20 protein-coding genes are annotated in these 21,379 nt (G+C 63.3%); 15 read left to right on the top strand and 5 right to left on the bottom strand.

Annotation, left to right across the window (positions count from 1 at the left end):
• On the bottom strand, window positions 1–190 hold a 190-nt coding region (locus M729_RS1000000138875; protein ID WP_027162556.1), incomplete at its 3' end, for a helix-turn-helix domain-containing protein.
• Window positions 191–372: 182 nt separating this feature from the next.
• On the opposite strand from M729_RS1000000138875, the gene alr reads away from it, so the two are divergent.
• From alr to M729_RS0119355, 4 genes are all read left to right on the top strand, one after another.
• Window positions 373–1,512: an alanine racemase gene (alr, locus tag M729_RS0119375; RefSeq protein WP_027162555.1), complete on the top strand. Its 1,140-nt coding sequence runs from the start codon at window positions 373–375 to the stop codon at window positions 1,510–1,512.
• 274 nt (window positions 1,513–1,786) lie between these two features.
• Entirely contained in the window at window positions 1,787–2,209 is a 423-nt protein-coding gene (rnk, locus tag M729_RS0119370) for a nucleoside diphosphate kinase regulator (protein WP_027162554.1), read from the top strand.
• 2 nt (window positions 2,210–2,211) lie between these two features.
• Window positions 2,212–2,766: a nucleoside-diphosphate kinase gene (locus M729_RS0119365; protein ID WP_081714251.1), complete on the top strand. Its 555-nt coding sequence runs from the start codon at window positions 2,212–2,214 to the stop codon at window positions 2,764–2,766.
• 119 nt (window positions 2,767–2,885) lie between these two features.
• Window positions 2,886–4,142 carry a D-amino acid dehydrogenase gene (locus tag M729_RS0119355; RefSeq protein ID WP_024502886.1) on the top strand — a complete coding sequence of 419 codons (1,257 nt, stop codon included), beginning with the start codon at window positions 2,886–2,888 and terminating at the stop codon, window positions 4,140–4,142.
• Window positions 4,143–4,146: 4 nt separating this feature from the next.
• Here the strand turns inward: M729_RS0119355 and M729_RS0119350 are convergent, their stop codons facing one another.
• From M729_RS0119350 to M729_RS0119340, 3 genes are all read right to left on the bottom strand, one after another.
• The gene (locus M729_RS0119350) at window positions 4,147–6,303 is read right to left on the bottom strand and encodes a phospholipase D-like domain-containing protein (protein ID WP_027162553.1); all 2,157 of its coding nucleotides are present in this window, start codon (window positions 6,301–6,303) and stop codon (window positions 4,147–4,149) included.
• On the bottom strand, window positions 6,300–6,743 hold the full coding sequence (locus M729_RS0119345) for a hypothetical protein (protein ID WP_013529084.1): 444 nt from the start codon (window positions 6,741–6,743) through the stop codon (window positions 6,300–6,302). Before M729_RS0119345 ends, M729_RS0119350 begins: the two co-directional genes overlap by 4 nt.
• Before the next feature lie 216 nt (window positions 6,744–6,959).
• Window positions 6,960–7,841, bottom strand: a complete 882-nt coding sequence (locus M729_RS0119340) for a LysR family transcriptional regulator (protein ID WP_013529085.1) — start codon at window positions 7,839–7,841, stop codon at window positions 6,960–6,962.
• A gap of 217 nt (window positions 7,842–8,058) precedes the next feature.
• Between M729_RS0119340 and M729_RS0119335 the strand changes: the two genes are divergently transcribed.
• A complete protein-coding gene (locus tag M729_RS0119335; RefSeq protein ID WP_013529086.1) occupies window positions 8,059–9,555 on the top strand; it encodes a CoA-acylating methylmalonate-semialdehyde dehydrogenase in 1,497 nt (498 codons plus the stop codon).
• Window positions 9,556–9,870: 315 nt separating this feature from the next.
• Window positions 9,871–10,170 (top strand): hypothetical protein, encoded by a 300-nt coding sequence (locus tag M729_RS0119325; protein ID WP_024502890.1) that lies wholly within the window; start codon window positions 9,871–9,873, stop codon window positions 10,168–10,170.
• Window positions 10,171–10,222: 52 nt separating this feature from the next.
• Here the strand turns inward: M729_RS0119325 and M729_RS0119320 are convergent, their stop codons facing one another.
• Window positions 10,223–10,915, bottom strand: coding sequence for a GntR family transcriptional regulator (locus M729_RS0119320; RefSeq protein WP_050596296.1), 693 nt, complete (start codon window positions 10,913–10,915; stop codon window positions 10,223–10,225).
• 69 nt (window positions 10,916–10,984) lie between these two features.
• Here M729_RS0119320 and M729_RS0119315 point away from each other — a divergent pair, with 69 nt between their 5' ends.
• The 9 genes from M729_RS0119315 to M729_RS0119275 all read left to right on the top strand — a co-directional run bounded on the left by M729_RS0119315 (window position 10,985) and on the right by M729_RS0119275 (window position 21,129).
• Window positions 10,985–11,878: a dihydrodipicolinate synthase family protein gene (locus M729_RS0119315; protein ID WP_024502892.1), complete on the top strand. Its 894-nt coding sequence runs from the start codon at window positions 10,985–10,987 to the stop codon at window positions 11,876–11,878.
• Between the two features lie 148 nt (window positions 11,879–12,026).
• A complete protein-coding gene (locus M729_RS0119310) occupies window positions 12,027–13,259 on the top strand; it encodes an FAD-binding oxidoreductase (protein ID WP_084652672.1) in 1,233 nt (410 codons plus the stop codon).
• Between the two features lie 32 nt (window positions 13,260–13,291).
• Window positions 13,292–14,293 (top strand): 4-hydroxyproline epimerase, encoded by a 1,002-nt coding sequence (locus M729_RS0119305; RefSeq protein ID WP_013529091.1) that lies wholly within the window; start codon window positions 13,292–13,294, stop codon window positions 14,291–14,293.
• Window positions 14,294–14,627: 334 nt separating this feature from the next.
• Entirely contained in the window at window positions 14,628–15,530 is a 903-nt protein-coding gene (locus M729_RS0119300; RefSeq protein ID WP_013529092.1) for a branched-chain amino acid ABC transporter permease, read from the top strand.
• Window positions 15,531–15,534: 4 nt separating this feature from the next.
• Window positions 15,535–17,130, top strand: coding sequence for a high-affinity branched-chain amino acid ABC transporter permease LivM (livM, locus tag M729_RS0119295; protein ID WP_013529093.1), 1,596 nt, complete (start codon window positions 15,535–15,537; stop codon window positions 17,128–17,130).
• Window positions 17,130–18,686 carry an ATP-binding cassette domain-containing protein gene (locus tag M729_RS0119290; protein ID WP_027162550.1) on the top strand — a complete coding sequence of 519 codons (1,557 nt, stop codon included), beginning with the start codon at window positions 17,130–17,132 and terminating at the stop codon, window positions 18,684–18,686. Before livM ends, M729_RS0119290 begins: the two co-directional genes overlap by 1 nt.
• Complete coding sequence (locus M729_RS0119285) at window positions 18,686–19,414, top strand: ABC transporter ATP-binding protein (protein WP_013529095.1); 729 nt, start codon at window positions 18,686–18,688, stop codon at window positions 19,412–19,414. Before M729_RS0119290 ends, M729_RS0119285 begins: the two co-directional genes overlap by 1 nt.
• A gap of 111 nt (window positions 19,415–19,525) precedes the next feature.
• On the top strand, window positions 19,526–19,873 hold the full coding sequence (locus M729_RS0119280) for a DUF6867 family protein (protein ID WP_013529096.1): 348 nt from the start codon (window positions 19,526–19,528) through the stop codon (window positions 19,871–19,873).
• Window positions 19,874–20,010: 137 nt separating this feature from the next.
• Window positions 20,011–21,129: a branched-chain amino acid ABC transporter substrate-binding protein gene (locus M729_RS0119275; RefSeq protein WP_013529097.1), complete on the top strand. Its 1,119-nt coding sequence runs from the start codon at window positions 20,011–20,013 to the stop codon at window positions 21,127–21,129.
• The last annotated feature ends 250 nt before the right edge of the window (window positions 21,130–21,379 follow it).

Raw genomic sequence — 21,379 nt, 5'->3', positions numbered from 1 at the left:
TCGTGGGGCGACGCGATTGCTCCGCAAGCCCGGCCTCGCCATGGGCGCGATACCGCGCAATCAACTTGTGACCACAGGTTCGGCCGATCCCGAAACGACGACAAAGCGCACTGACATTGCTGCCTTCCTGCACGGCAAGACGCACAAACTCCAACTTCCCATCCATCACGCTGGTGTCCCCAAATGGCATCGCGAACCTCCCGGCGCAGAGCACGCCAAACTGTTCGCGATGTCCTCGCACACCTGTTCGCGATGTCCCCGGTCCAAACATAGGGGAGTAGGGGAGTAGGGTTGAATGTTCTGTTGCGGTCCGCGCCAATTTCTACTGACTACTGACTACTGACTAACCCATCCACCACAAGAACGGTCGCCATGAACGACGCCCTCCAAAAATCGCCGCCAGAAGAGGTCACCGCCACGAGCGAAGTGGCGGCTGGGGCCATCCTCACCATCGATCTCGGTGCAATCCGTGAAAACTACCGGCGGCTGAAGGCGCGGTTGGGCGATGTTGCCTGCGCTGGTGTGCTCAAGGCGGACGGCTACGGCCTTGGCGCCGGCCAGGTCGGGGCGGCACTGCTGCGCGAAGGCTGCGATATCTTCTTCGTTGCGCTTCTGGGCGAAGGCGTCGCCCTGCGCCGCTCGCTTGGGGCGGACCCTGCCATTTTCGTGTTGAACGGCATTCCGCCCGGTGCCGAGCCGGACGCTGTGGCAGCAAACCTTTGCGTTGTTATCAACAGCCACGAGCAACTGGCAGCCTGGCGTGCTGCGGCCCGCCGCGCCGGCCGAAAACTGCCGGCCGCGGTCCAGGTCGACAGCGGCATGTCGCGGCTCGGCATGGCGCCTCGGGATGTGGATCGCATCGCCGCCGATCCGCAGGCTTTCGACGGCATCGACATCCGTTACGTGATGAGCCATCTGGCCTGCGCCGACGAGCCGGAGCATCCGGCCAATGAGAAGCAGCGACTGGCATTCGAGCAGCTGCGCAAGATGCTGCCGGCGGCACCGGCCTCGCTGACCAATTCCTCCGGCATCTTTCTTGGGCCGTCCTTTCACTACGATCTCGCCCGCCCCGGTGCCGCCCTCTACGGCATCAATCCGACGCCGCCAAAGTCCAATCCGATGCTGCCGGTGGTGCGGCTGCAGGCAAAGGTGGCACAGACGCGCAGCGTCGAAAAGGGCGCCGGCGTCGGCTATGGCCACACCTATCATGCGCAAGGCCCGCTCAGGCTGGCGACGATTTCGTTCGGCTACGCTGATGGCTGGCAACGCCGTGCCGCGTCCGCCGCCTGGTTCGAGGGCGTGCGGCTACCTTTCGTCGGGCGGGTGTCGATGGATTCGATCATTCTCGACATTTCCGCCCTGCCGGCCGGCAGGCTGCGCGAGGGTGATCTCGTCGAACTGCTCGGTCCCTCGCAAAGTGTCGATGACGCTGCCGGCCATGCCGGCACCATCGGCTACGAGATCCTGACCAGCCTCGGCCCGCGCTTCCATCGGCGCTATGTCGGCGGTTGAGCGGTTTGGCCGCGCTTGACAAGCGGACGCCTGTCGGCAAGGCTCCATGCATGAGCAACCCAGCTTATATCAGAACCTTGTTCAGGGTCTGCCCGATCGCGGGATCGTAGCCCCGGCGCGGTCGCCTTTTGGCGTCCGTCCGAACCGGGGCATTTCTACCTGACATTATCATTCCCGAGCCAGACAGCTTCGCGGCTGCCGGTTTTTCATCAAGCCACCGTTTGCGCGGCGGCAGGCGCGCGTCTGTTCGATGCGCCAAGTCATGAGGTTTGCCATGCAACATGCAACAGGATTGCGTCCACCGAGCCGGCTTCTGGTAACCGATGCCGACCATCATAGGCTGACGGGCCTGGCGCGGGCGTCGCTCGACCGCGTGCCCGAGACGGCCGAAGAATTGCTTTCGGAGATGGACCGTGCCGTTGTCACGGCAGCGGCTTCCATGCCGGCCAATGTCGTGCGGATGGGTTCGGCGGTGACAATCCGCAACGATGGCGGCAACATCCAGCGCGTCACGCTGGTCTATCCCGGCGAAGCAGACATCAGTGAAAACAGGATCTCGGTGCTGACGCCGATGGGGACGGCGCTCATCGGCGCGACCGCTGGGCAGACGGTGTGCTGGAGCAGCCGTGGCGGCCGGGAACTGTCGGCGACCATCGAAGTGGTCGATACGCCGGCCTGCGGGCGGGAGGGGGCCTGATCATGGAGACGGCGATGACAGGCGCGAATTTCCAGCTGACGACAAAGGACTTCGCCGTCCTCGAAATCATGTTGGAGCGTCGGCGGGCTTTCGCGGATCCGATTGTTCCAATGCTTGAAGACAAGCTTTCCAAGGCCGAGGTCGTCGCGATCGATTCGGTCGGATCCGATATCGTGACGCTGAACAGCAGGCTGGTATTCCGTGTCGATGCCGGCCCCGCCCAGACCCGGACCCTGGTGCAGAACGAGGTGCGCGGCCCGGTCGGCTCCAGCCTGTCGATCATGACAAGGCGGGGGCTTTGCATGCTCGGCATGGCCGAGGGCCAGACTGCATGGATCGAACAGGCCGACGGCAGGCGGGAGTCGGTCCTGATCGCGACCGTGCTCTACCAGCCGGAGGCCGCGCGGCGTGCCGTCAGGGAGAAATCCCAGGCCGAGGCGCGACGGCCGCATGGGCTCACCCTCGTCTACAGCGCCGCAGCCGATTGGCGGCCCCTTGGCGAAAGGGCCGGAATGCGGCAGACAGGGGATGACGACCCCGGTCCTGCGGCGGCGTGAACAGGCAACACTGCATGATCTCGAAAATCGGCATCGATTTTCGCCGGGGATCATGCGCAAATCGGAATGCGCCGCGTCCAGGCGTCCTCAAGGGCGTGCGACGCGGCAAGGAGTAAACGATGAAGATCATGGTGCTGGGCGGCGGCGTCATCGGAGTGACCACGGCGTACTTTCTCGCCGAGGCCGGTCACGAGGTGACGGTTCTCGACCGCCAGAAAGGCCCGGCGCTGGAAACCAGCTTCGCCAATGCCGGCGAAATTTCGCCCGGCTACGCCTCGCCCTGGGCCGGGCCCGGCATTCCGCTGAAGGCGATCAAATGGCTGCTGATGAAGCATGGCCCGCTGGTGGTGCGGCCGGCCTTCGATCCGCATATGTGGACATGGCTCATCAAGATGCTGCGCAACTGCACGGCCGAGCGCTATGCGATCAACAAGGCGCGCATGGTGCCGCTGGCCGAATACAGCCGCGATACGCTCAAGGCGCTGCGCGAAGCGACCGGCATCGCCTATGACGAGCGGACCCAGGGCACGCTGCAGCTGTTCCGGACGCAAAAGCAGCTTGACGGCACCGGCGGCGATGTCGAGGTGCTGAAGAAGTATGGCGTGCCTTACGAGATCCTCGACCAGGACGGTTGCATCGCGGCTGAGCCTGGCCTTGCCGGGGTGCGCGAAAAGTTCGTCGGCGGCCTCAGGCTGCCGCACGACGAGACCGGCGACTGCAAGATGTTCACCGACAGGCTGGCCGAACTCTGTGTGGCCCGTGGCGTCAAGTTCGAGTACGACGTGACGATCTGGCGCGTCATCCGCAGCCGCAACCGCATTGCCAATCTCAGCACCAGCAAGGGCTGGAAGACCGCCGACGCCTATGTGATGGCGCTGGGCAGTTATTCGGCGGGTTTCATGCGCCGGGTGAAGCGGCCGATCCCGGTCTATCCGGTCAAGGGCTATTCGATCACCGTGCCGATCAAGGACGCCGCCGCGGCACCGGTGTCGACGGTGATGGACGAGACCTACAAGGTGGCGATCACCCGGCTTGGCGACCGCATCCGGGTTGGCGGCACGGCCGAGATTTCCGGCTTCGACCTCAGGCTGCACGAATCGCGGCGGCGCACGCTGGAACACTCGGTCGGCGACCTCTTTCCTGGCGCCGGCGCGATGCGGGACGCGACGTTCTGGTGCGGGCTGCGGCCGATGACGCCGGATGGCCCGCCGCTGATCGGCCGCACCGAGCTTTCCAATCTCTATCTCAACACCGGCCACGGCACGCTCGGCTGGACCATGGCTTGCGGCTCGGGCAAGGTGCTGGCCGACATCATCTCCAGCCGGGTGCCCGACATCGACGTCCGCGACCTCGCGCAGGAGCGTTATCTGCGCTAGAGAGTCAGAACGCCTGCCGGACCCAGTCCTCGTCGAAAAGCAGCCGATACGCCCACGGGATCGTCACATTGGTGGCGACCGGTTTGGAGTGGGCGACATAGTCGTCATAGATCGGCTTCATCCTGGTGTAGAAGGCCGGATCGAGCACCATCATGCCGTTCTCACTGTCGTGGAAGAAGCTGCGGTTGTTGAGGTTGACCGACGAGATGGCGACCAGCCTTTCGTCGATCATCATGATCTTGGAATGCAGCACCACGTCAGGCGCCTTGAACTCGCGGATGTTGATGCGATCGCCATATTTCTCGACGAACAGCTTGTTGAGCGCGGTGAGGAACTTGCCGCCGATATCGCCCTTGAGATCGATGCGGCCGACAATGTCGATCCTGACGCCGCGCGCGAGCGCCCGGTCAACAGCCTGGGCAAGCTTGGGCGTCAGGTTGAGGTAGGGGTTGACGATCTGGATATGGTGCTGGGCGGCGTCGACCAACTCGACGAAATAGTCCTCCAGCGCATGGCCATCCTCGTAAGGCACCGAAATGAAGTGTCGTGCCGTGCCTGAAGGACGGGCGCCGTCGGGCCGGACCGGAATGGAGAAGGGGCGCGCCAGATTGGTGTCGGCGTCGCGCAGCCACACTGTCGAAAGATGCGCGGCAAGGGTCTCGACCGTGGCCGGATCGGCGAACTCGATGTCGAAGTCGCTCCAGTTCGAATAGTAGTTCAGCGAGAACCCGTCGGTCTTGCCGTATTGCTCAAGATCTGGATAGCGCGACAGATCGATCGGCTGGTGGAACAGGAAGCCGTCATGGATGTTGCGGCCGCCGACGATGGCGCGCGACCGCCGTGGATCGTCGGCAAGCGTCGCCAGCATCTTGACGTGATGGACCTTGTGCAATTGTGAAATCTGCTCGTCGATCGGCGCGCCCCGGTCCGCCCGCCAGCGATATTCCTGCAGCCCGACATTGGGGAATTCGGTCGCCAGCCGATGCAGCATGGCGTCGTCCTTGTCGCGCTCCAGCACGTCGGTGACCAGGATGCGCACCTTGGTGCCGAGGGCTGCATGATGACGGATCAGCCGTTCGATGATGCGGCCGGAGAAGTCGGCCTTGAACTCCAGGGATGACAGATAGATCAGCTTCAGTTTTGGGGCCCTGGAGAAGTCGAGCGGCAGCTCCGGGTCGCCCTTGTCGATGGCGCTGTCGGACAGCGGCGCTCCCATCAGCGCCTCGACCTTGGCGTTGAAGCCATCGCGCGATTTGCGCAGCAGGCGCGGCTTTCCGATCGGCAAGGCACAGGTCTGCGACAGCCAACGGCTGGCATAGAAGGCGCGGCTGAGAGGATCGAGGCCGGTTGGGTCTGGCGTCGGGCAACGCTCGTAGCGACTGTCGAAAGCGGCAAGCGCCGGATCGGCGGTCTCTTCGCGTCGGATGGTGAGCGGCGCGCCGGCCGGAGCAAGGCTGGAGCGGATTCTTGCCGCGCAGCGGTTCAGGCCGTCACTTGGAAACAGGCTGACCGTATCGTCCTCGCCGGACAGGCGAAAGCGAAATGCCGTGCCCGTGGCGATGGTGCGTGAAGCGCCGCCGGCACGGATCGCCAGCGTGCCGTCGCAGACGCCTTCGATGTCGGCCGGTTGCTTGCCGGCCTGGCGCAGCACGATCTCGACGCTGCGCGCTTGCAGGCCGGAGAAATCGAAGGTCTTGGGCGCCGAAGGCCGCGCCGCCGCATCGATGTAGAGCGTCTGTCGCGACACCCGCCAGCGTCCGTCAAAATGACCCTCGCCGCTGTTGGCGCCGGCTGGCGGCAGATGCGTTTCGGCGACCGGCCCGGCGAGTTTTTGCAGCGTCCGGTAGGTCGCCTGGAAATCGCTGTTGGCGATCTCATGGCGGTCGTGGCCGAAAGGGCCGGTGCCGTTGGCGCGGTCCATGGCGCCAAGCTGATGGCGGGCGAGCAGCGCCAGGAAGCGTTTTTCGTAGTCGCTGGTGCCGGCGTCGCCGAAAAACTGCGCGGCGACGATCCGTGGCCCAGCTGTCTCCGCGGAGAGCGCGGGTCGCGCGCAAGCGCTCTGGCCTTGCAGGAGATCGCAGGCATTGCGACCAGTACCGGCACAGCCGGCAAGGACAGCCAGCCCGAACAGAACGACGGCGATGAATGCGCGACCCTTCACCCGGCCGCTCCGGTCTTCAGAGCGCTCAATTGCGCCGGATCGCGCGGCGGCATGAAGCCCTGGGGGAAGACCTTGCAGACGGGAATGGCGAAGGTGGCGATCAGCAGTTCGGCCTCGCCGCGCATCTTGCGCGGCGTTGCGTTGTCGTCACGGATCGCTTTCGCCGAGGCGACCAGGGCGCCGTCGCAGTCGCAATGGTTGTGGCGGGCGATGTAGCAGGCATCATGCGTCTGGCAGGCCGCGTCGAGGCGGTCGGCCGGTCGGGCCGACAGATCGCCGGTGCGGGTGCCGGGGCCGCAATAATTGCCGAAGACGAAAGGCGAAGGCCGCGCCATGGCGTAGCGGATCGGTTTGGGCAGTTCGGCCTCCGGAACCTTCGTCCACGGATTGGCGCAAGCGGAAACGAAAAGCAGCGGCAGGATGGCAAGAACGGCTCGCATGTCTATCCGCGCCAGCTTTCTGAAAGGTTTCCCACCCGGCGACCTGCCCGTGGCCGGTGACCGCACGCCTGATGCCACACTGGCCGGTTTTGTGGCAAGGAAAAGGCGGCACGGCCAAAGCGTATCGCGTTTGATCGGATTCATGCGATGCGCTTTAGCGTCTTAGTTTATGCATGTCGTTCGCCCAAAACCGAGATCAGTTTTGGGCGACATGCCTCAGACGAACAGGTTCCGCTCCCGCTCCACCATCTTGGTGATGAAGCTGGCGACGATCTGGACGCGGCGCAGCGGCCTGACCGATTCGTGATAGACCAGCCAGTAGGCGCGGCGGATGGGTGCCACGACATCGACCGGGACGAGTTCCGGCATCGAGCGGGCGACGAAGGTGTGCAGGATGCCGATGCCGGCGCCCGAGCGCACTGCTTCGGCCTGGCCGAGCGCCGAGGAGATGGCGAAACTGGTGCGCCAGTCCGCGCTGAATTCGGCCGCGTAGTCGAGCGAAGGGCTGACAATGAGATCCGGCACATAGCCGATAAGGGTGTGCTGGCCGAGTTCGGCCGCTGTTTTGGGCAGACCATTGGCATCGACATAAGCGCGCGAGGCAAACAGGCCGAGCGAATAGTCGACCAGCTTTCCCGCCACCAGCCGGCCTTCGGTCGGCCGCTCGACAGTGATGGCGATGTCCGCCTCGCGGCGCGACAGGGAGAAGGAGCGCGGCACCGGCACCAGCTGGATCGTCAACTCGCGGTGCAGGGCGGTCAGCGCGCCAAGGCGCTTGGCCAGGAAGGCAACGCCAAAACCGTCCGGGGCGCCGATGCGCACCGTGCCGGAAACATCGTCGCCTTCGCCTGATATGGTCGAGCGCGCGGCGATCATGTCGCCCTCCATGCGCTCGGCAATGTCGAGGAAGCGCTCGCCGGCGGGAGTCAGCTCGCTGCCGGTGGTCAGCCGGCGAAACAGCTTTGTCCGCAGCGCATCCTCGAGTGCGGCGATGCGGCGTGAGACGGTGGCGTGGTTGAGCTCCAGCCGTTTGGCGGCGCCAAGGATCTGGCCGGCACGCGCCACGGCAAGGAAGATGCGGACGTCATCCCAGTTCATGGGGATGGTCCAGATGACAATCGCTGACGCCGCGTCCTGTGGTGGGAACTCAATCTCTCAATCCCTGCTGCTATCAGACGGGTCTCCGCATTTGCGAGAATTGATGCTCGTCCGTCAACCGCTATCTACTTTCCGCACAACGGTTGCGTTCTCCGTCGCGTTGCCATCCGCCGGCCAAAGGCGGACAATGCAGCATCACAAACAAGGGAGAGAAATCATGATCGACTATGGTCATTTCATCGGCGGCAAGCATGTCGCCGGGACCAGCGGCCGCAAGCAGGATGTCATGCAGCCGATGGATGGCTCCGTGCGCGGCACGGTGGCGCTGGCATCACAGGCGGAACTGCGCGCTGCGGTGGAGAACGCCAAGGCTGCGCAGCCGAAATGGGCCGCAACCAACCCGCAGCGTCGCGTGCGCGTGCTGATGAAGTTTCTCGAACTGGTCGCCCGCGACTATGACGAACTGGCCGACATCCTGGCGCGCGAGCACGGCAAGACGATCGCCGACGCCAAGGGCGACATCCAGCGCGGCCTCGAAGTGGTCGAAGTCTGCATCGGCGCGCCGCACATGATGAAGGGTGAATTCACCGACGGCGCCGGCCCCGGCATCGACGTCTATTCGATGCGCCAGCCGCTCGGCGTCGTCGCCGGCATCACACCGTTCAACTTCCCGGCAATGATCCCGCTGTGGAAGATCGCGCCGGCCATCGCCTGCGGCAACGCCTTCATCCTGAAGCCTTCGGAGCGCGATCCGGGCGTGCCGATGCGCATCGCCGAACTGTTCCTCGAAGCTGGCCTGCCGGCGGGCATCCTCAATGTTGTCAATGGCGACAAGGACGTGGTCGACGCCATCCTCGACGATCCCGACATCAAGGCCATCGGCTTTGTCGGCTCGACGCCGATCGCCCACTACATCTATTCGCGCGGCACGGCCGCCGGCAAGCGCGTGCAGTGCTTCGGCGGCGCCAAGAACCACATGATCATCATGCCCGATGCCGACATGGACCAGACGGTCGACGCGCTGATCGGCGCCGGCTACGGCTCGGCCGGCGAGCGCTGCATGGCGATCTCGGTTGCCGTCCCGGTCGGCAACGACACCGCCAACCGGCTGATGGAAAAGCTGATCCCGCGCGTCGAAAGCCTGAAGGTCGGTCCTTCGACCGACTCTTCCGCCGATTTCGGCCCGCTGGTGACGCGCCAAGCCCTGGAGCGGGTCAAGGGCTATGTCGACACCGGCGTCAAGGAAGGCGCCAAGCTGGTGGTCGACGGCCGCGGCTTCTCCATGCAGGGCTATGAAGACGGCTACTATATGGGCGGCTGCCTGTTCGACAACGTCACCGCGGACATGCGCATCTACAAGGAAGAGATCTTTGGGCCGGTGCTGTCGGTTGTGCGCGCGCCGACCTATGAGAGCGCGATCAAGCTCGCCAACGACCACGAGATGGGCAATGGCGTCGCCATCTTCACTCGTGACGGCGATGCCGCGCGCGATTTCGCAAGCCGTGTCCAGGTCGGCATGGTCGGCATCAATGTGCCGATCCCGGTGCCGATCGCCTACTACACCTTCGGCGGTTGGAAGGCGTCTTCCTTCGGCGACCTCAACCAGCACGGCCCGGACGCGTTCCGTTTCTACACCAAGACCAAGACGGTGACCTCGCGCTGGCCGTCCGGGATCAAGGACGGTGCCGAATTCGTCATCCCGACGATGAACTGACCGGACGATTTCCTGGTTACGCGTCCTCGCCTTCGGCTGCGGTCGCGCGGGCAGGCATCAAGGACGGTGCCGAATTCGTCATCCCGACGATGAACTGACCGGACAACAGATTGATTTTGAATTTGAGGCCCGGGCGCTCGCGCCCGGGCCTTTTTGCAGTCCGGCGACGACCCTATCTGCGTGAACGCTAATGTGATGGAACCAAGTGGGCATCTGCCGTCTTGGTTTGCAGTCCTGCCGCAAGGAGGTACGGCAGATCAAGCAACGGCGCTGGCGACAGCTTCGGGGACATCGTCTGGCGCAAGGAGGTGTCAGATGACCCGTCTTGTGGCAACGCTATTTTTCGCGGCGGTTTCCGCGTTTGCCGCCGTCCCGGCGATGGCGGAGCAATGCGCAGCCCGTGCGGATATGATCAAAGCGCTCGGGGAAAAATTCCACGAAAGCGAGGCTGCGCGCGGCCTGGTCAACCCGAGCGTCATTCTTGAGATATTCGTCTCCGACCAGGGCACCTGGACGATCCTTGCCACCGACACGCATGGTCAGAGCTGCGTCATCACGGCGGGCGAAGGCTGGGACGGTTCGTTGATGGCGGCGGCTGCCTTGCCAGGGACGTGATCCGAGCTTCGAGGAAGCACCGGCGACGAAAGCGCATCGGATTAAAAGACGTTCAGCGCGTCGCCGCCGTTTCGGCGTGGCCGCGGAGCAGCGCCATCAGGCGTTTGGCATCCTTGGCCGCGGCCTCCTCGTCGCCGGCAAGGATCGAGCGGATCAGCGCGACATGGTGCTCGGCGGATTCGGCAAGACCGGTCTCGGCCTTGTAGCGGAACCAGAAGCGGCGGCTGTGGGTCTGCAACGGGGCGGCCAAACGGGCGGCGAAGGGATTGTCGGCAGCGAGCGCCAACGCTTCGTCAAGTGCCTTGTCGGCCTGAATGAAGGCAAGCACGTTGCCCGAGATCACCGCTTTCTGCATGGCAAGCGCTGCTTCGTGAAACAGGTCGGCGGCCTCGCGGGTGACGAAGCGGGCGGCCGAGCGGGCCAGCACCACCTCGACGCCGCGACGCGCGTCGAGCACGCGCAGCCAGTCGCCGGGATGCAGCGGGGCGATGGCGATGCCTGCGCGCGGCCTGATGTCGAGCAGCCCTTCCCAGGCCAGCCGCTGGATCGCCTCGCGCACCGGTGTCCTGCCAAGCCCGAGCCTGTCGATCAGGGCGCCCTCGGTGACGAAGCTTGCCGGGGCCAGTTCGAGCGTGACGATCATGTGCTCGAGCACATGGTAGGCCCTGGTCGCGGCCGGCTCCGCCGAGGTGCTTGCTGCCGTGGATATCAAATGCGCTCTCCTGATATATCTTGAATATATCATAACGGATTTCTCATTGACAGCGGGTTTGTTAATAGATATACCAGTGATATATCAGATGGAGAGATGATCATGTGGACCGGAGTTTTTCCTGCCGTCACGACCAAATTCACCGCGGATGATCGCCTCGATCATGCCGAGATGGAGCGCTGCTTCAACCTGCAGATGGAAGCTGGCTGCGACGGCATCATCGTTTGCGGATCGCTCGGCGAGGGGCCGATGCTGTCGCCCGATGAGAAGATCGAGGTGCTGAAGACCGCACAAAAGGTCGCCGGCAAGAAGCCGGTGCTGCTGACGGTCAACGAGGCCGGCACACGCGAGGCCGCCAGCATCGCCAAGCGCGCGAGCCGGGAAGGCGCCAACGGCCTGATGGTCGTGCCGAGCCCGATCTACCACACCAATGCGGAAGAGACGGTCGCGGCGCTGCGCGCGGTCGCGCAGGCTGGCGACCTGCCGGTCATGATCTACTCCAACCGGCTTGCCTACCGCGTCGACGTCAGCGTCGACCAGATGGAGGAGCTGGCGTCGGACGAGCGCTTTGTCGCGATCAAGGAATCCTCCGACGACATCCGTCGTTCGACCGAGATCATCAATCGCCTGGGCACTCGCTACGACCTGTTCACCGGCGTCGACAATCTGGCCTTCGAGGCGCTGTCGGTCGGCGCCATCGGTTGGGTGGCCGGACTGGTCACCGCGTTCCCGCGCGAGACGGTCGCCATCTACCAGCTGATGAAGCAGGGTCGCCGCGAAGAGGCGCTCGGCATCTACCGCTGGTTCCGGCCGCTGCTCGATCTCGACGTCTCGACCTATCTGGTCCAAAACATCAAGCTTGCCGAAGTGTTCGCGATCAACACAAATGACCGCGTTCGCATGCCGCGACAGCCGCTGTCTGGCGATCGCCGCAAGTCCGTCGAGAAGATCGTCAAGGATGCGCTCGCGGTGCGGCCGACACTGCCGCAGTTCTGAGGCTTCTTCTTCCTGTTCGCAGGGAGAAGATGGTGGCAGCCAGATAAGGGGCAGCGCCCACGTGCAAGGAAATTCCAAGTCGACAGAAGCGGGGCGCAGCCCCTCATCCGCCCTTCGGGCGCCTTCTCCCCGTGAACGGGGAGAAGGGTTGGACATAGCCATCGTCGGTGGCGGCATCATCGGTATCTGTGCCGCTGCTTCTCTCGCTGAGGCGGGACGCAGGGTCACCGTCTTCGATCGCACAGGCATTTGCGAGGAGACGAGCTCGGGCAATGCCGCCGCCTTCGCCTTCTCCGACGTGCTGCCGCTGGCGCACAAGGGCATGATGCGGCAGCTGCCGAAATGGCTGGCCGATCCGCTCGGCCCGCTCAGCATCCCGCCCGCCTACCTGCCGACGCTTCTGCCCTGGCTGATCCGCTTCTGGCGCGCCGGTGCGCCGGGGAAATACGAGGCGAGCCTTGCCGCTCAAGCAGGCATGATGAAGCTTGCCGAGGCGGAGTGGATGGGCTTGCTCGACCGCTCCGGCACGCGGTCGATGCTGCGCGAGGATGGCTCGCTCGAGCTTTACGAAAGCGAAGCCGAATTTCAGGCCGGGCTGCCCGGCTGGGCGGCGCGTAAGCGTTTCGGCATCGGTTTCCGCCACGTCGAGGGCGAGGAACTGGCCGCCTTGCAGCCGGGCCTGTCGCCGCGCTTCATCAAAGGCACATTCGTGCCGGGATGGAAGACGGTCGCCGACCCGAAACTGCTGGGCAAAGCGGTGTGGACCTATGCGCAGGCCAAGGGCGCTCGCTTTGAGCTGGTCCGGATCAGCCAAGTCGCGGCGGATCAGGATGGAGCGACGCTGACGTTGGCAGACGGCACGACCAGACAGGCCCGGCACCTCGTCGTCGCCGCCGGCGCCTGGTCGCATCTGCTGGCCAAGCAACTCGGCGATCGCATTCCGCTGGAGACCGAGCGCGGCTACAACACCACCTTGCCCACGAGTGCCTTCGACGTGAAGCGGATGCTGATCTTCTCCGGCCATGGTTTCGTCGTCACGCCGCTCGAAACGGGCCTGCGGGTCGGCGGCGCCGTCGAACTCGGCGGCATCGAGCGGCCGCCCAATTATGCCAGGTCGAAGGCGCTGCTGCAGAAGGCACAGAAATTCCTGCCGGGGCTCGATCCCTCGGGCGGGCGCGAATGGATGGGGTTCCGCCCCTCGCTGCCGGATTCAGTGCCCGTCATCGGCGGCGCGCCGGGAAAGCGGTCGGTGGTCTATGCCTTCGGCCATGGCCATCTCGGCCTGACCCAGGCGGCGGCCACCGGACGGTTGATCAGGGATCTTGTCCTGGGGCAGATTCCGCCGATCGATCTGGCCCCCTTCAGTCCGCAACGATTTTGATTTTTTCGGGTTTTTGATTTTCGAGGAGCGTCATGGCCAAGAAATCCTTCTTCTGCATAGACGGCCACACCTGCGGCAATCCTGTGCGGCTGGTCGCCGGCGGCGGCCCGCTGTTGCAGGGCGCGACGATGATGGAGCGGCGTGCGCATTTTCTGGCCGAGTATGACTGGATCCGCACCGGGCTGATGTTCGAGCCGCGCGGCCACGACGTGATGTCCGGTTCGATCCTCTATCCGCCGACGCGCGAGGATTGCGACATCGCCATCCTGTTCATCGAAACCTCCGGCTGCCTGCCGATGTGCGGCCATGGCACGATCGGTACGGTGACGATGGCCATCGAGCACGGACTGATCAAACCAAAGACGCCGGGCGTGCTCAGGCTCGACACGCCGGCCGGGCTGGTCGTCGCCGAATACAAGCAGGTCGGCGACTATGTCGAGGAGGTGCGCATCACCAATGTGCCATCCTTCCTCCATGCCGAGGGGCTGACGGTCGAATGCCCTGGGCTCGGTGAAATCACCGTCGACGTCGCCTATGGCGGCAACTTCTACGCCATCGTCGAACCGCAGGAGAACTATCGCGACATGGCCGATCATTCGGCGGGCGACTTCATCGCCTGGAGCCCGGTGGTGCGGCAGCGGCTCAACGAGAAATATTCCTTCGTGCATCCGGAAAATCCTGGCATCAACCGGCTGTCGCACATGCTGTGGACCGGTGCGCCGACGGTGGATGGGGCGGATGCCCGCAATGCCGTGTTCTACGGCGACAAGGCGATCGACCGCTCGCCCTGCGGCACCGGCACCTCGGCGCGCATGGCGCAGCTTCATGCCAAGGGCAAACTCAAGGCCGGAGACAGCTTCGTGCATGAATCGATCATCGGTTCGCTGTTCAAGGGCAAGGTCGAAAAGGATGTCAGCGTGGCCGGCAAGCCGGCCATCATTCCCTCGATCGGCGGCTGGGCGCGCATGACCGGACTGAACACCATCTTCATCGACGACCGCGACCCGTTCGCGCACGGGTTTGTTGTCAAGTGATGGGAATCCTGCCCTTGCGGAAAGCAACGACCTGAAAAATGGACCGTGCCAAAAACGCAAGGATTCCTTTCATCACCTAATTTTGACGGCGATTTCTTCGAAACGGAGCGCATGATGCGGTCGAATCGTCAAAGACATTGCGTTATGCCAATGGTAGGGTCCGCGATAGTCCAGGGGTCGGATGATGGAAAACGGGCAATCGGGCGGCGTGCTTCGAAAACACGCATGACGATTGAAAAATGACGTTGCAATCCGGGCTCGAAACTTTACGACTAGGGGAAATACGAAAAGGAATGCGTCTGCATGGGCGACATTCCAGGGGAGCCATGTACACATGCAGTACTTTGTCCAGCAGCTTATCAACGGGCTGACGCTGGGATCGATCTATGGGCTGATCGCGATCGGCTACACGATGGTCTACGGCATCATCGGTATGATCAATTTCGCCCATGGCGACATCTTCATGGTGGGTGCCTTCACGGCACTGATCGTCTTCCTCGCCCTTGGCGCGCTGTTCTATTCCGTGCCGGTTGTGCTGGCGCTGCTGATCATGATGATCGTGGCGATGCTGCTCACCAGCCTCTACAACTGGACGATCGAAAAGGTGGCCTACCGGCCGCTGCGCGGTTCGTTCCGACTGGCCCCGCTGATCACTGCCATCGGCATGTCGATCGCGCTGTCGAACTTCGTCCAGGTGACGCAGGGTCCCCGCAACAAGCCGATCCCGCCGATGGTCAGCCAGGTTTACAACATCAACGGCATCAGCGTGTCGCTGAAGCAGATCATCATCGTCGTCGTCACGGCGCTGCTGCTGGCGCTGTTCTGGTATCTGGTCAACAAGACCTCGCTTGGACGAGCGCAACGGGCCTGTGAGCAGGACCGCAAGATGGCGGCGCTGCTCGGCATCGATGTCGACCGTACCATCTCGATCACCTTCATCATGGGTGCGGCCCTTGCCGCGGTCGCCGGCACTTTGTTCCTGATGTATTACGGCGTCATTGCCTTCTCGGATGGTTTCACGCCGGGCGTGAAAGCCTTCACGGCGGCGGTGCTGGGCGGCATCGGTTCGCTGCCGGGCGCGGTGGTCGGCGGGCTGATGATCGGCTTTATCGAGAGCATGTGGTCGGCCTATTTCTCGATCGACTACAAGGATGTCGCGGCGTTCTCGATCTTGGCCATCGTGCTGATCTTCCTGCCTTCCGGCATATTGGGCCGGCCAGAAGTCGAAAAGGTCTGAGACTATGGCCGTCACCGTATCTCCGGAGCGCGACACCGTCGCCACCCCCATGCAGCGCGCATTGCGCGAGGCGCTCTATGCCGCTGCCATATCGTTTGGCCTGTTCGTGCTGTTCATCGGCCTGAAGACCGGCCAGAACATTTCCAATGAACTGGTCCTGACGACACGCTGGGGCCTGCTTGCCGCCGTGGTTATCGCCACGGCTGTCGGGCGCTTCCTCTATGTCGCCTATGGACAGCCCTTCCTGGCCAACCAGAAGATCACCGACGTCGCCACCGGCCTGCTGCCGGCCAGCGTGGCGTCACGCTTCTTCCAGTTGCCGGCCTTCATCGTGGCCTTGGTCGCGGCGGTGGTGTTGTTTGCGGTCAACAGCTCTCTCGTCGGATGGGTGGGAGCGGAGCCGGCGGGCTATCTGCAGTTCCTGCGCGCCTTGTCGGTCATCTATGTGCTGGCCTGCGTGATCTATTATTTCCGCGGCTTCATTCATGCCAACTTCACCAAACTCGGCATTGCCGCGCTGATCCTCTATCCGATCCTGGTGGTGGCGATCCTGTCGCTGATGTCCTGGTCGTTCGTCGGCGGACTGCAAGGCTCGCTGAAATGGGTCGACAATTTCGGCATCCAGATCCTGATCTATGTGATGCTGGCCTGGGGCCTGAACATTGTCGTTGGCCTCGCCGGCCTGCTCGACCTCGGTTATGTCGCCTTCTACGCGGTCGGCGCCTATGCCTATGCGCTGCTCGGCACGCAGTACGGCCTGTCGTTCTGGATCCTTTTGCCGGCCGCCGGCGCCATGGCCGCTTTCTGGGGCGTGCTGCTCGGTTTCCCGGTGCTGCGCCTGCGCGGCGATTACCTGGCGATCGTCACCTTGGCTTTCGGTGAGATCATCCGCCTGGTGCTGATCAACTGGCGGGAGGTCACCAACGGTTCAGCCGGTATTTCCGGCATCCCGAAGGTCACCTTCTTCGGCCTGATGACCTTCAACGTGTCGGACCCCAATTACGTCGCCAAGGTGCTGCATCTGGCGACATCGAGCGCCTACTACAAGATCTTCCTCTATTACCTGATCCTGGCGCTGGCGCTGCTGACAGCCTTCGTCACCATCCGGCTGCGGCGCATGCCGGTCGGCCGTGCCTGGGAAGCGTTGCGCGAGGACGAGATCGCCTGCCGCTCGCTCGGCATCAACACCACCACCACGAAGCTTACAGCCTTTGCCACGGGTGCGATGTTCGGCGGCTTCGCCGGCGCGTTCTTCGCCGCGCGGCAGGGCTTCGTCAGCCCGGAATCCTTCGTCTTCCTGGAATCGGCCATCATCCTGGCCATCGTGGTTCTCGGTGGCATGGGCTCGCTGGTCGGCATAGCGGTCGCCGCAATGGTGATGATCGGCGGCACCGAGGCGTTGCGCGAACTCGACTTCCTCAAGCAGGTCTTCGGACCGGACTTCACACCGGAACTCTACCGCATGCTTCTGTTCGGCATGGCCATGGTCATCGTCATGCTGTGGAAGCCGCGCGGCTTCGTCGGCAGTCGCGAACCAACCGCCTTCCTGAAGGAGCGAAAGGCCGTCTCAAGCTCCTTCACCAAGGAAGGACACGGCTGATGAATGCGAACCCTGTTCAGAAAGCCGCTTCGGGCATGAACGACGCTATCCTTCAGGTCGATCATCTGTCGATGAAGTTCGGTGGCCTGGTGGCCATCGGGGATCTGTCTTTCGCCGCCAAGCGCGGCGAGATCACCGCGCTGATCGGCCCCAACGGCGCCGGCAAGACCACGGTGTTCAATTGCATCACCGGCTTCTACAAGCCCTCGGAAGGCATGATCACGCTCAACCGGAACGATGGTTCGACCTTCCTGCTCGAGCGGCTGCCCAACCATGAAATCCCGGCGCGCGCCAAGGTGGCGCGCACCTTCCAGAACATCCGCCTGTTCTCCGGCATGACCCTGCTGGAGAACCTGCTGGTCGCCCAGCACAACAAACTGATGAAGGCATCGGGGTACACGGTGCTTGGCCTGTTCGGCTTCAGTGGCTATCGCAAGGCCTCGGCCGAATCGGTGGAACTCGCCAAGCATTGGCTGGAAAAGGCCGATCTTGTCGACCGTGCCGACGACCCGGCCGGCGACCTGCCCTATGGCGCGCAGCGCCGTCTCGAGATCGCTCGCGCCATGTGCACGGGACCCGAGCTTCTGTGCCTCGACGAGCCGGCGGCCGGCCTCAATCCGAAGGAATCGGCGGCGCTCAACGAGCTGCTGATCGACATCAAGAACACATCCGGCGCCTCGATCCTGTTGATCGAGCACGACATGTCGGTGGTCATGCAGATCTCCGACCATGTCGTGGTGCTGGAGTATGGCCGCAAGATCTCCGACGGCAGTCCGCAGTCGGTGCGCACCGATCCGCGCGTCATCGCCGCCTATCTCGGCGTCGACGACGAGGAAGTCGAAGCGGTCCTTACCGAAGTCGGCGACGAAGATGTCATCGAACAGCTCGATACGGGGCCGGATGCCGCGCACGGTCCGGGAACATCGTCGTCCTATCTCGCCGGGCCGGTGACCGACACGGTCGGCCATAGTTCGGGCGAGCGGGTTACGGTGGCCAAGGGAGCGTCAAAGGCCGGTCAGGTCGACGCCAGGTCGCTCGCCGCGGCAAACAAGGCAGCCTCGCTGGCAGCCGTGCCGCCGGCGAAGGCAAAGCCTGCTCCGAAAGCGACGTCGAAGGCGGCAACCGGCACGGCGGCGAAGTCGACCGCATCCGCCAAGCCTGCGGCGAAGACTGGAGAGATCTCCAACCGGCTGGCTGCGCCTCGCGGCGGCAAGGCCGACAATTTGACCCGCATAAAGGGCATCGGTACGGTCAACGAGAAGAAGCTCAACGACCACGGCATCTTCCACTTCGACCAGATCGGCGCCTGGAAAAAGGCCGACGTCGAGGCCGCCGAAGCCTATCTTGCTTTTGACGGACGGATCGCGCGCGAGGAATGGGTCAAACAGGCCAGGCTGCTCGGCCAGGGCAGGGACACGGAATTTTCGCGCCGCGTCGACGCGGGCAAGGTGGCGACGAGCCATGCTTCCGCAAAGACTGCAAAGGCAGCCTCCGGAAAGACCGCGAGCAACACCGCTGCCAAGCCCGTGGCGGGCAAGCGTGGAGGGGGCAAGTGATGGCCGCGACAACGCTGCTCGATATCAAGGGCGTGCAGACCTATTACGGCAACATCCGGGCGCTGAACGGCGTCGATGTCACCGTCAAGCAGGGTGAGATCGTGGCGCTGATCGGTGCCAATGGCGCCGGCAAGTCGACGCTGATGATGACTATTTTCGGTGCGCCGCGGGCTCGCGCCGGGACTATCACCTTTGCCGGCACCGACATAACCCAGATGCCGACGCACGAGATCGCGCGCATGCGCATTGCCCAATCGCCCGAGGGCCGGCGGATCTTTCCGCGCATGACGGTGATGGAAAACCTGCAGATGGGCGCCAGCCTCGACAACCTCAAGCACTATGACGAGGACGTCGAGAAGGTGTTCACGCTGTTCCCGCGTTTGAAGGAGCGCATCACCCAGCGCGGTGGCACGCTGTCGGGCGGTGAGCAGCAGATGCTGTCGATCGGACGCGCGCTGATGGCACGGCCGAAGCTGCTTTTGCTCGACGAGCCGTCGCTGGGTCTCGCGCCGCTGATCGTCAAGCAGATCTTCGACGCCATCCGCGAACTGAACCGCACCCAGGGGCTGACCGTGTTCCTGGTCGAGCAGAACGCCTTCGGCGCGCTCAAGCTCGCCACGCGCGGCTACGTCATGGTCAACGGCAATGTGACGATGAGCGGTACCGGCAAGGAACTGCTCGCCAATCCGGAAGTGCGCGCCGCCTATCTCGAGGGCGGGCACCACTGAGTTCGAAGCGGAATGCGTGCACCGCTATTCCGCTCCAGATTGTTTGTTTGTCGCATGATCTTTGTCCGGAAAGTCCGCAACTTTTCGGGATCATGCTAGGGAGACTTCACCATGCAGGGCATTCTTTACGAGGAACCCTCGATCTGGCAGTTCTTCTTCGTCACCTGTCTGCTCGGCGGCTGGGCGGCGTGGATGACGGGCAAGGCCAGTGCCCAGACGTGGCGCAGCTTCATCCAGCTGTTCGCCTATGTGCTGGGCCTCGGCATCGCGATCCGCTTCATCCATCACGCGCTGTTCGGCGGCACCATGTTCTCGCTGCATTATTATGTCGTCGACACCATCGTGCTGATGATCCTCGGCTTCGTCGGCTATCAATACACGCGCACCAACCAGATGGTGACACAGTATAATTGGCTCTACGAAAGAGCTTCACTCTTGAGCTGGAAACCGAAAGGTTGACGTTCATCATTAACGCCGCCTCGAAATTGAATCGGCGTGACAAGTGCCTGAAAATCGGCAAACTATGCTTTCTGCGATAAGGGTGGGCATCGCATGAAAGCTTCATCCACGCCCACTCCGTTAATGGGAGCGTTTAAATGAAAAAGTCACTTTTGTCCGCCGTCGCCCTGACCGCGCTTGTCGCGTTCGGCGGCAGCGCGTGGGCTGACGTAATGATGGGCGTCGCGGGCCCGATCACCGGTCCGAACGCCGCCTTCGGCGCGCAGCTGCAGAAGGGGGCGGAAGCTGCTGTCGCCGACATCAATGCCAAGGGCGGCATCAACGGCGAGCAGATCAAGCTCGAAGTCGGCGACGACGTCTCCGATCCGAAGCAGGGTATCTCGGTCGCCAACAAGTTCGTCGGCGACGGCGTCAAGTTCGTGGTCGGCCACTTCAACTCCGGCGTCTCTATCCCGGCATCTGAAGTCTATGCGGAAAACGGCATCGTCGAAGTGACGCCGGCCGCGACCAACCCGCAATTCACCGAGCGCGGTCTGTGGAACGTGTTCCGCACCTGCGGACGCGACGACCAGCAGGGCAGCATTGCCGGCGCGTATCTCGCCGCCAACTTCAAGGACGCCAAGATCGCTGTCGTTCACGACAAGACCACCTATGGTCAGGGCCTTGCCGACGAAACCAAGAAGGCGATGAACGCCAAGGGCGTGACGGAAGTCATGTATGAAGGCATCAATGTCGGCGACAAGGACTTCTCGGCGCTGATCGCCAAGATGAAGGAAGCCGGCGTTTCCATCATCTATTGGGGCGGCCTGCACACCGAAGCCGGCCTGATCATCCGTCAGGCGGCCGACCAGGGCCTCAAGGCAACGCTGGTTTCCGGCGATGGCATCGTGTCGAACGAACTGGCTTCGATCGCTGGCGACGCAGTTGCGGGCACGCTCAACACGTTCGGCCCGGATCCGCGCCTGATCCCCGCCAACAAGGAACTCGTCGAGAAGTTCCGCGCGCAGGGTTTCGAGCCGGAAGCCTACACGCTCTACTCCTACGCCGCCGTGCAGGCGATCGCGGAAGCAGCGACCGCTGCCAAGTCGAACGACCCGCAGGCAGTTGCCAAGGCGCTGCATGAAAACGGCCCCTTCAAGACCGTTCTCGGCGACCTGTCCTATGACGCCAAGGGCGATCCGACGCTGCCCGGCTACGTCATGTACGAATGGAAGAAGGGCGACGACGGCAAGTACACCTACGTCCAGAAGATGTAAGCTCGTCAGTCTCCAGACCATTTACGGATGCCCGGCGCCTCGCGCCGGGCATTTTCTTTTGCCATCGTCATGTTCAGGGGCGGCCGGTGGAGCCGATGCTTAGCCGGGCAATGATCGTGCATTAACCGGAAAGCCGGCTCTTTTTTGGCTGTTCGGAGGAATGGGAAAGGTCCTTGGCGCAATGTTTCCATTTCAATCGGTTTAAATGCGCGTCAATTTCGTTTGCACTGCAGCATTTTCACGCTAATCA

Origin of the sequence: Mesorhizobium sp. WSM1293 (assembly GCF_000513875.1) — a bacterium.
Taxonomy (GTDB): domain Bacteria; phylum Pseudomonadota; class Alphaproteobacteria; order Rhizobiales; family Rhizobiaceae; genus Mesorhizobium; species Mesorhizobium ciceri.
The sequence above is the reverse complement of the archived record's forward strand: the minus strand, read 5'-3'. Positions and strand labels throughout refer to the sequence as shown.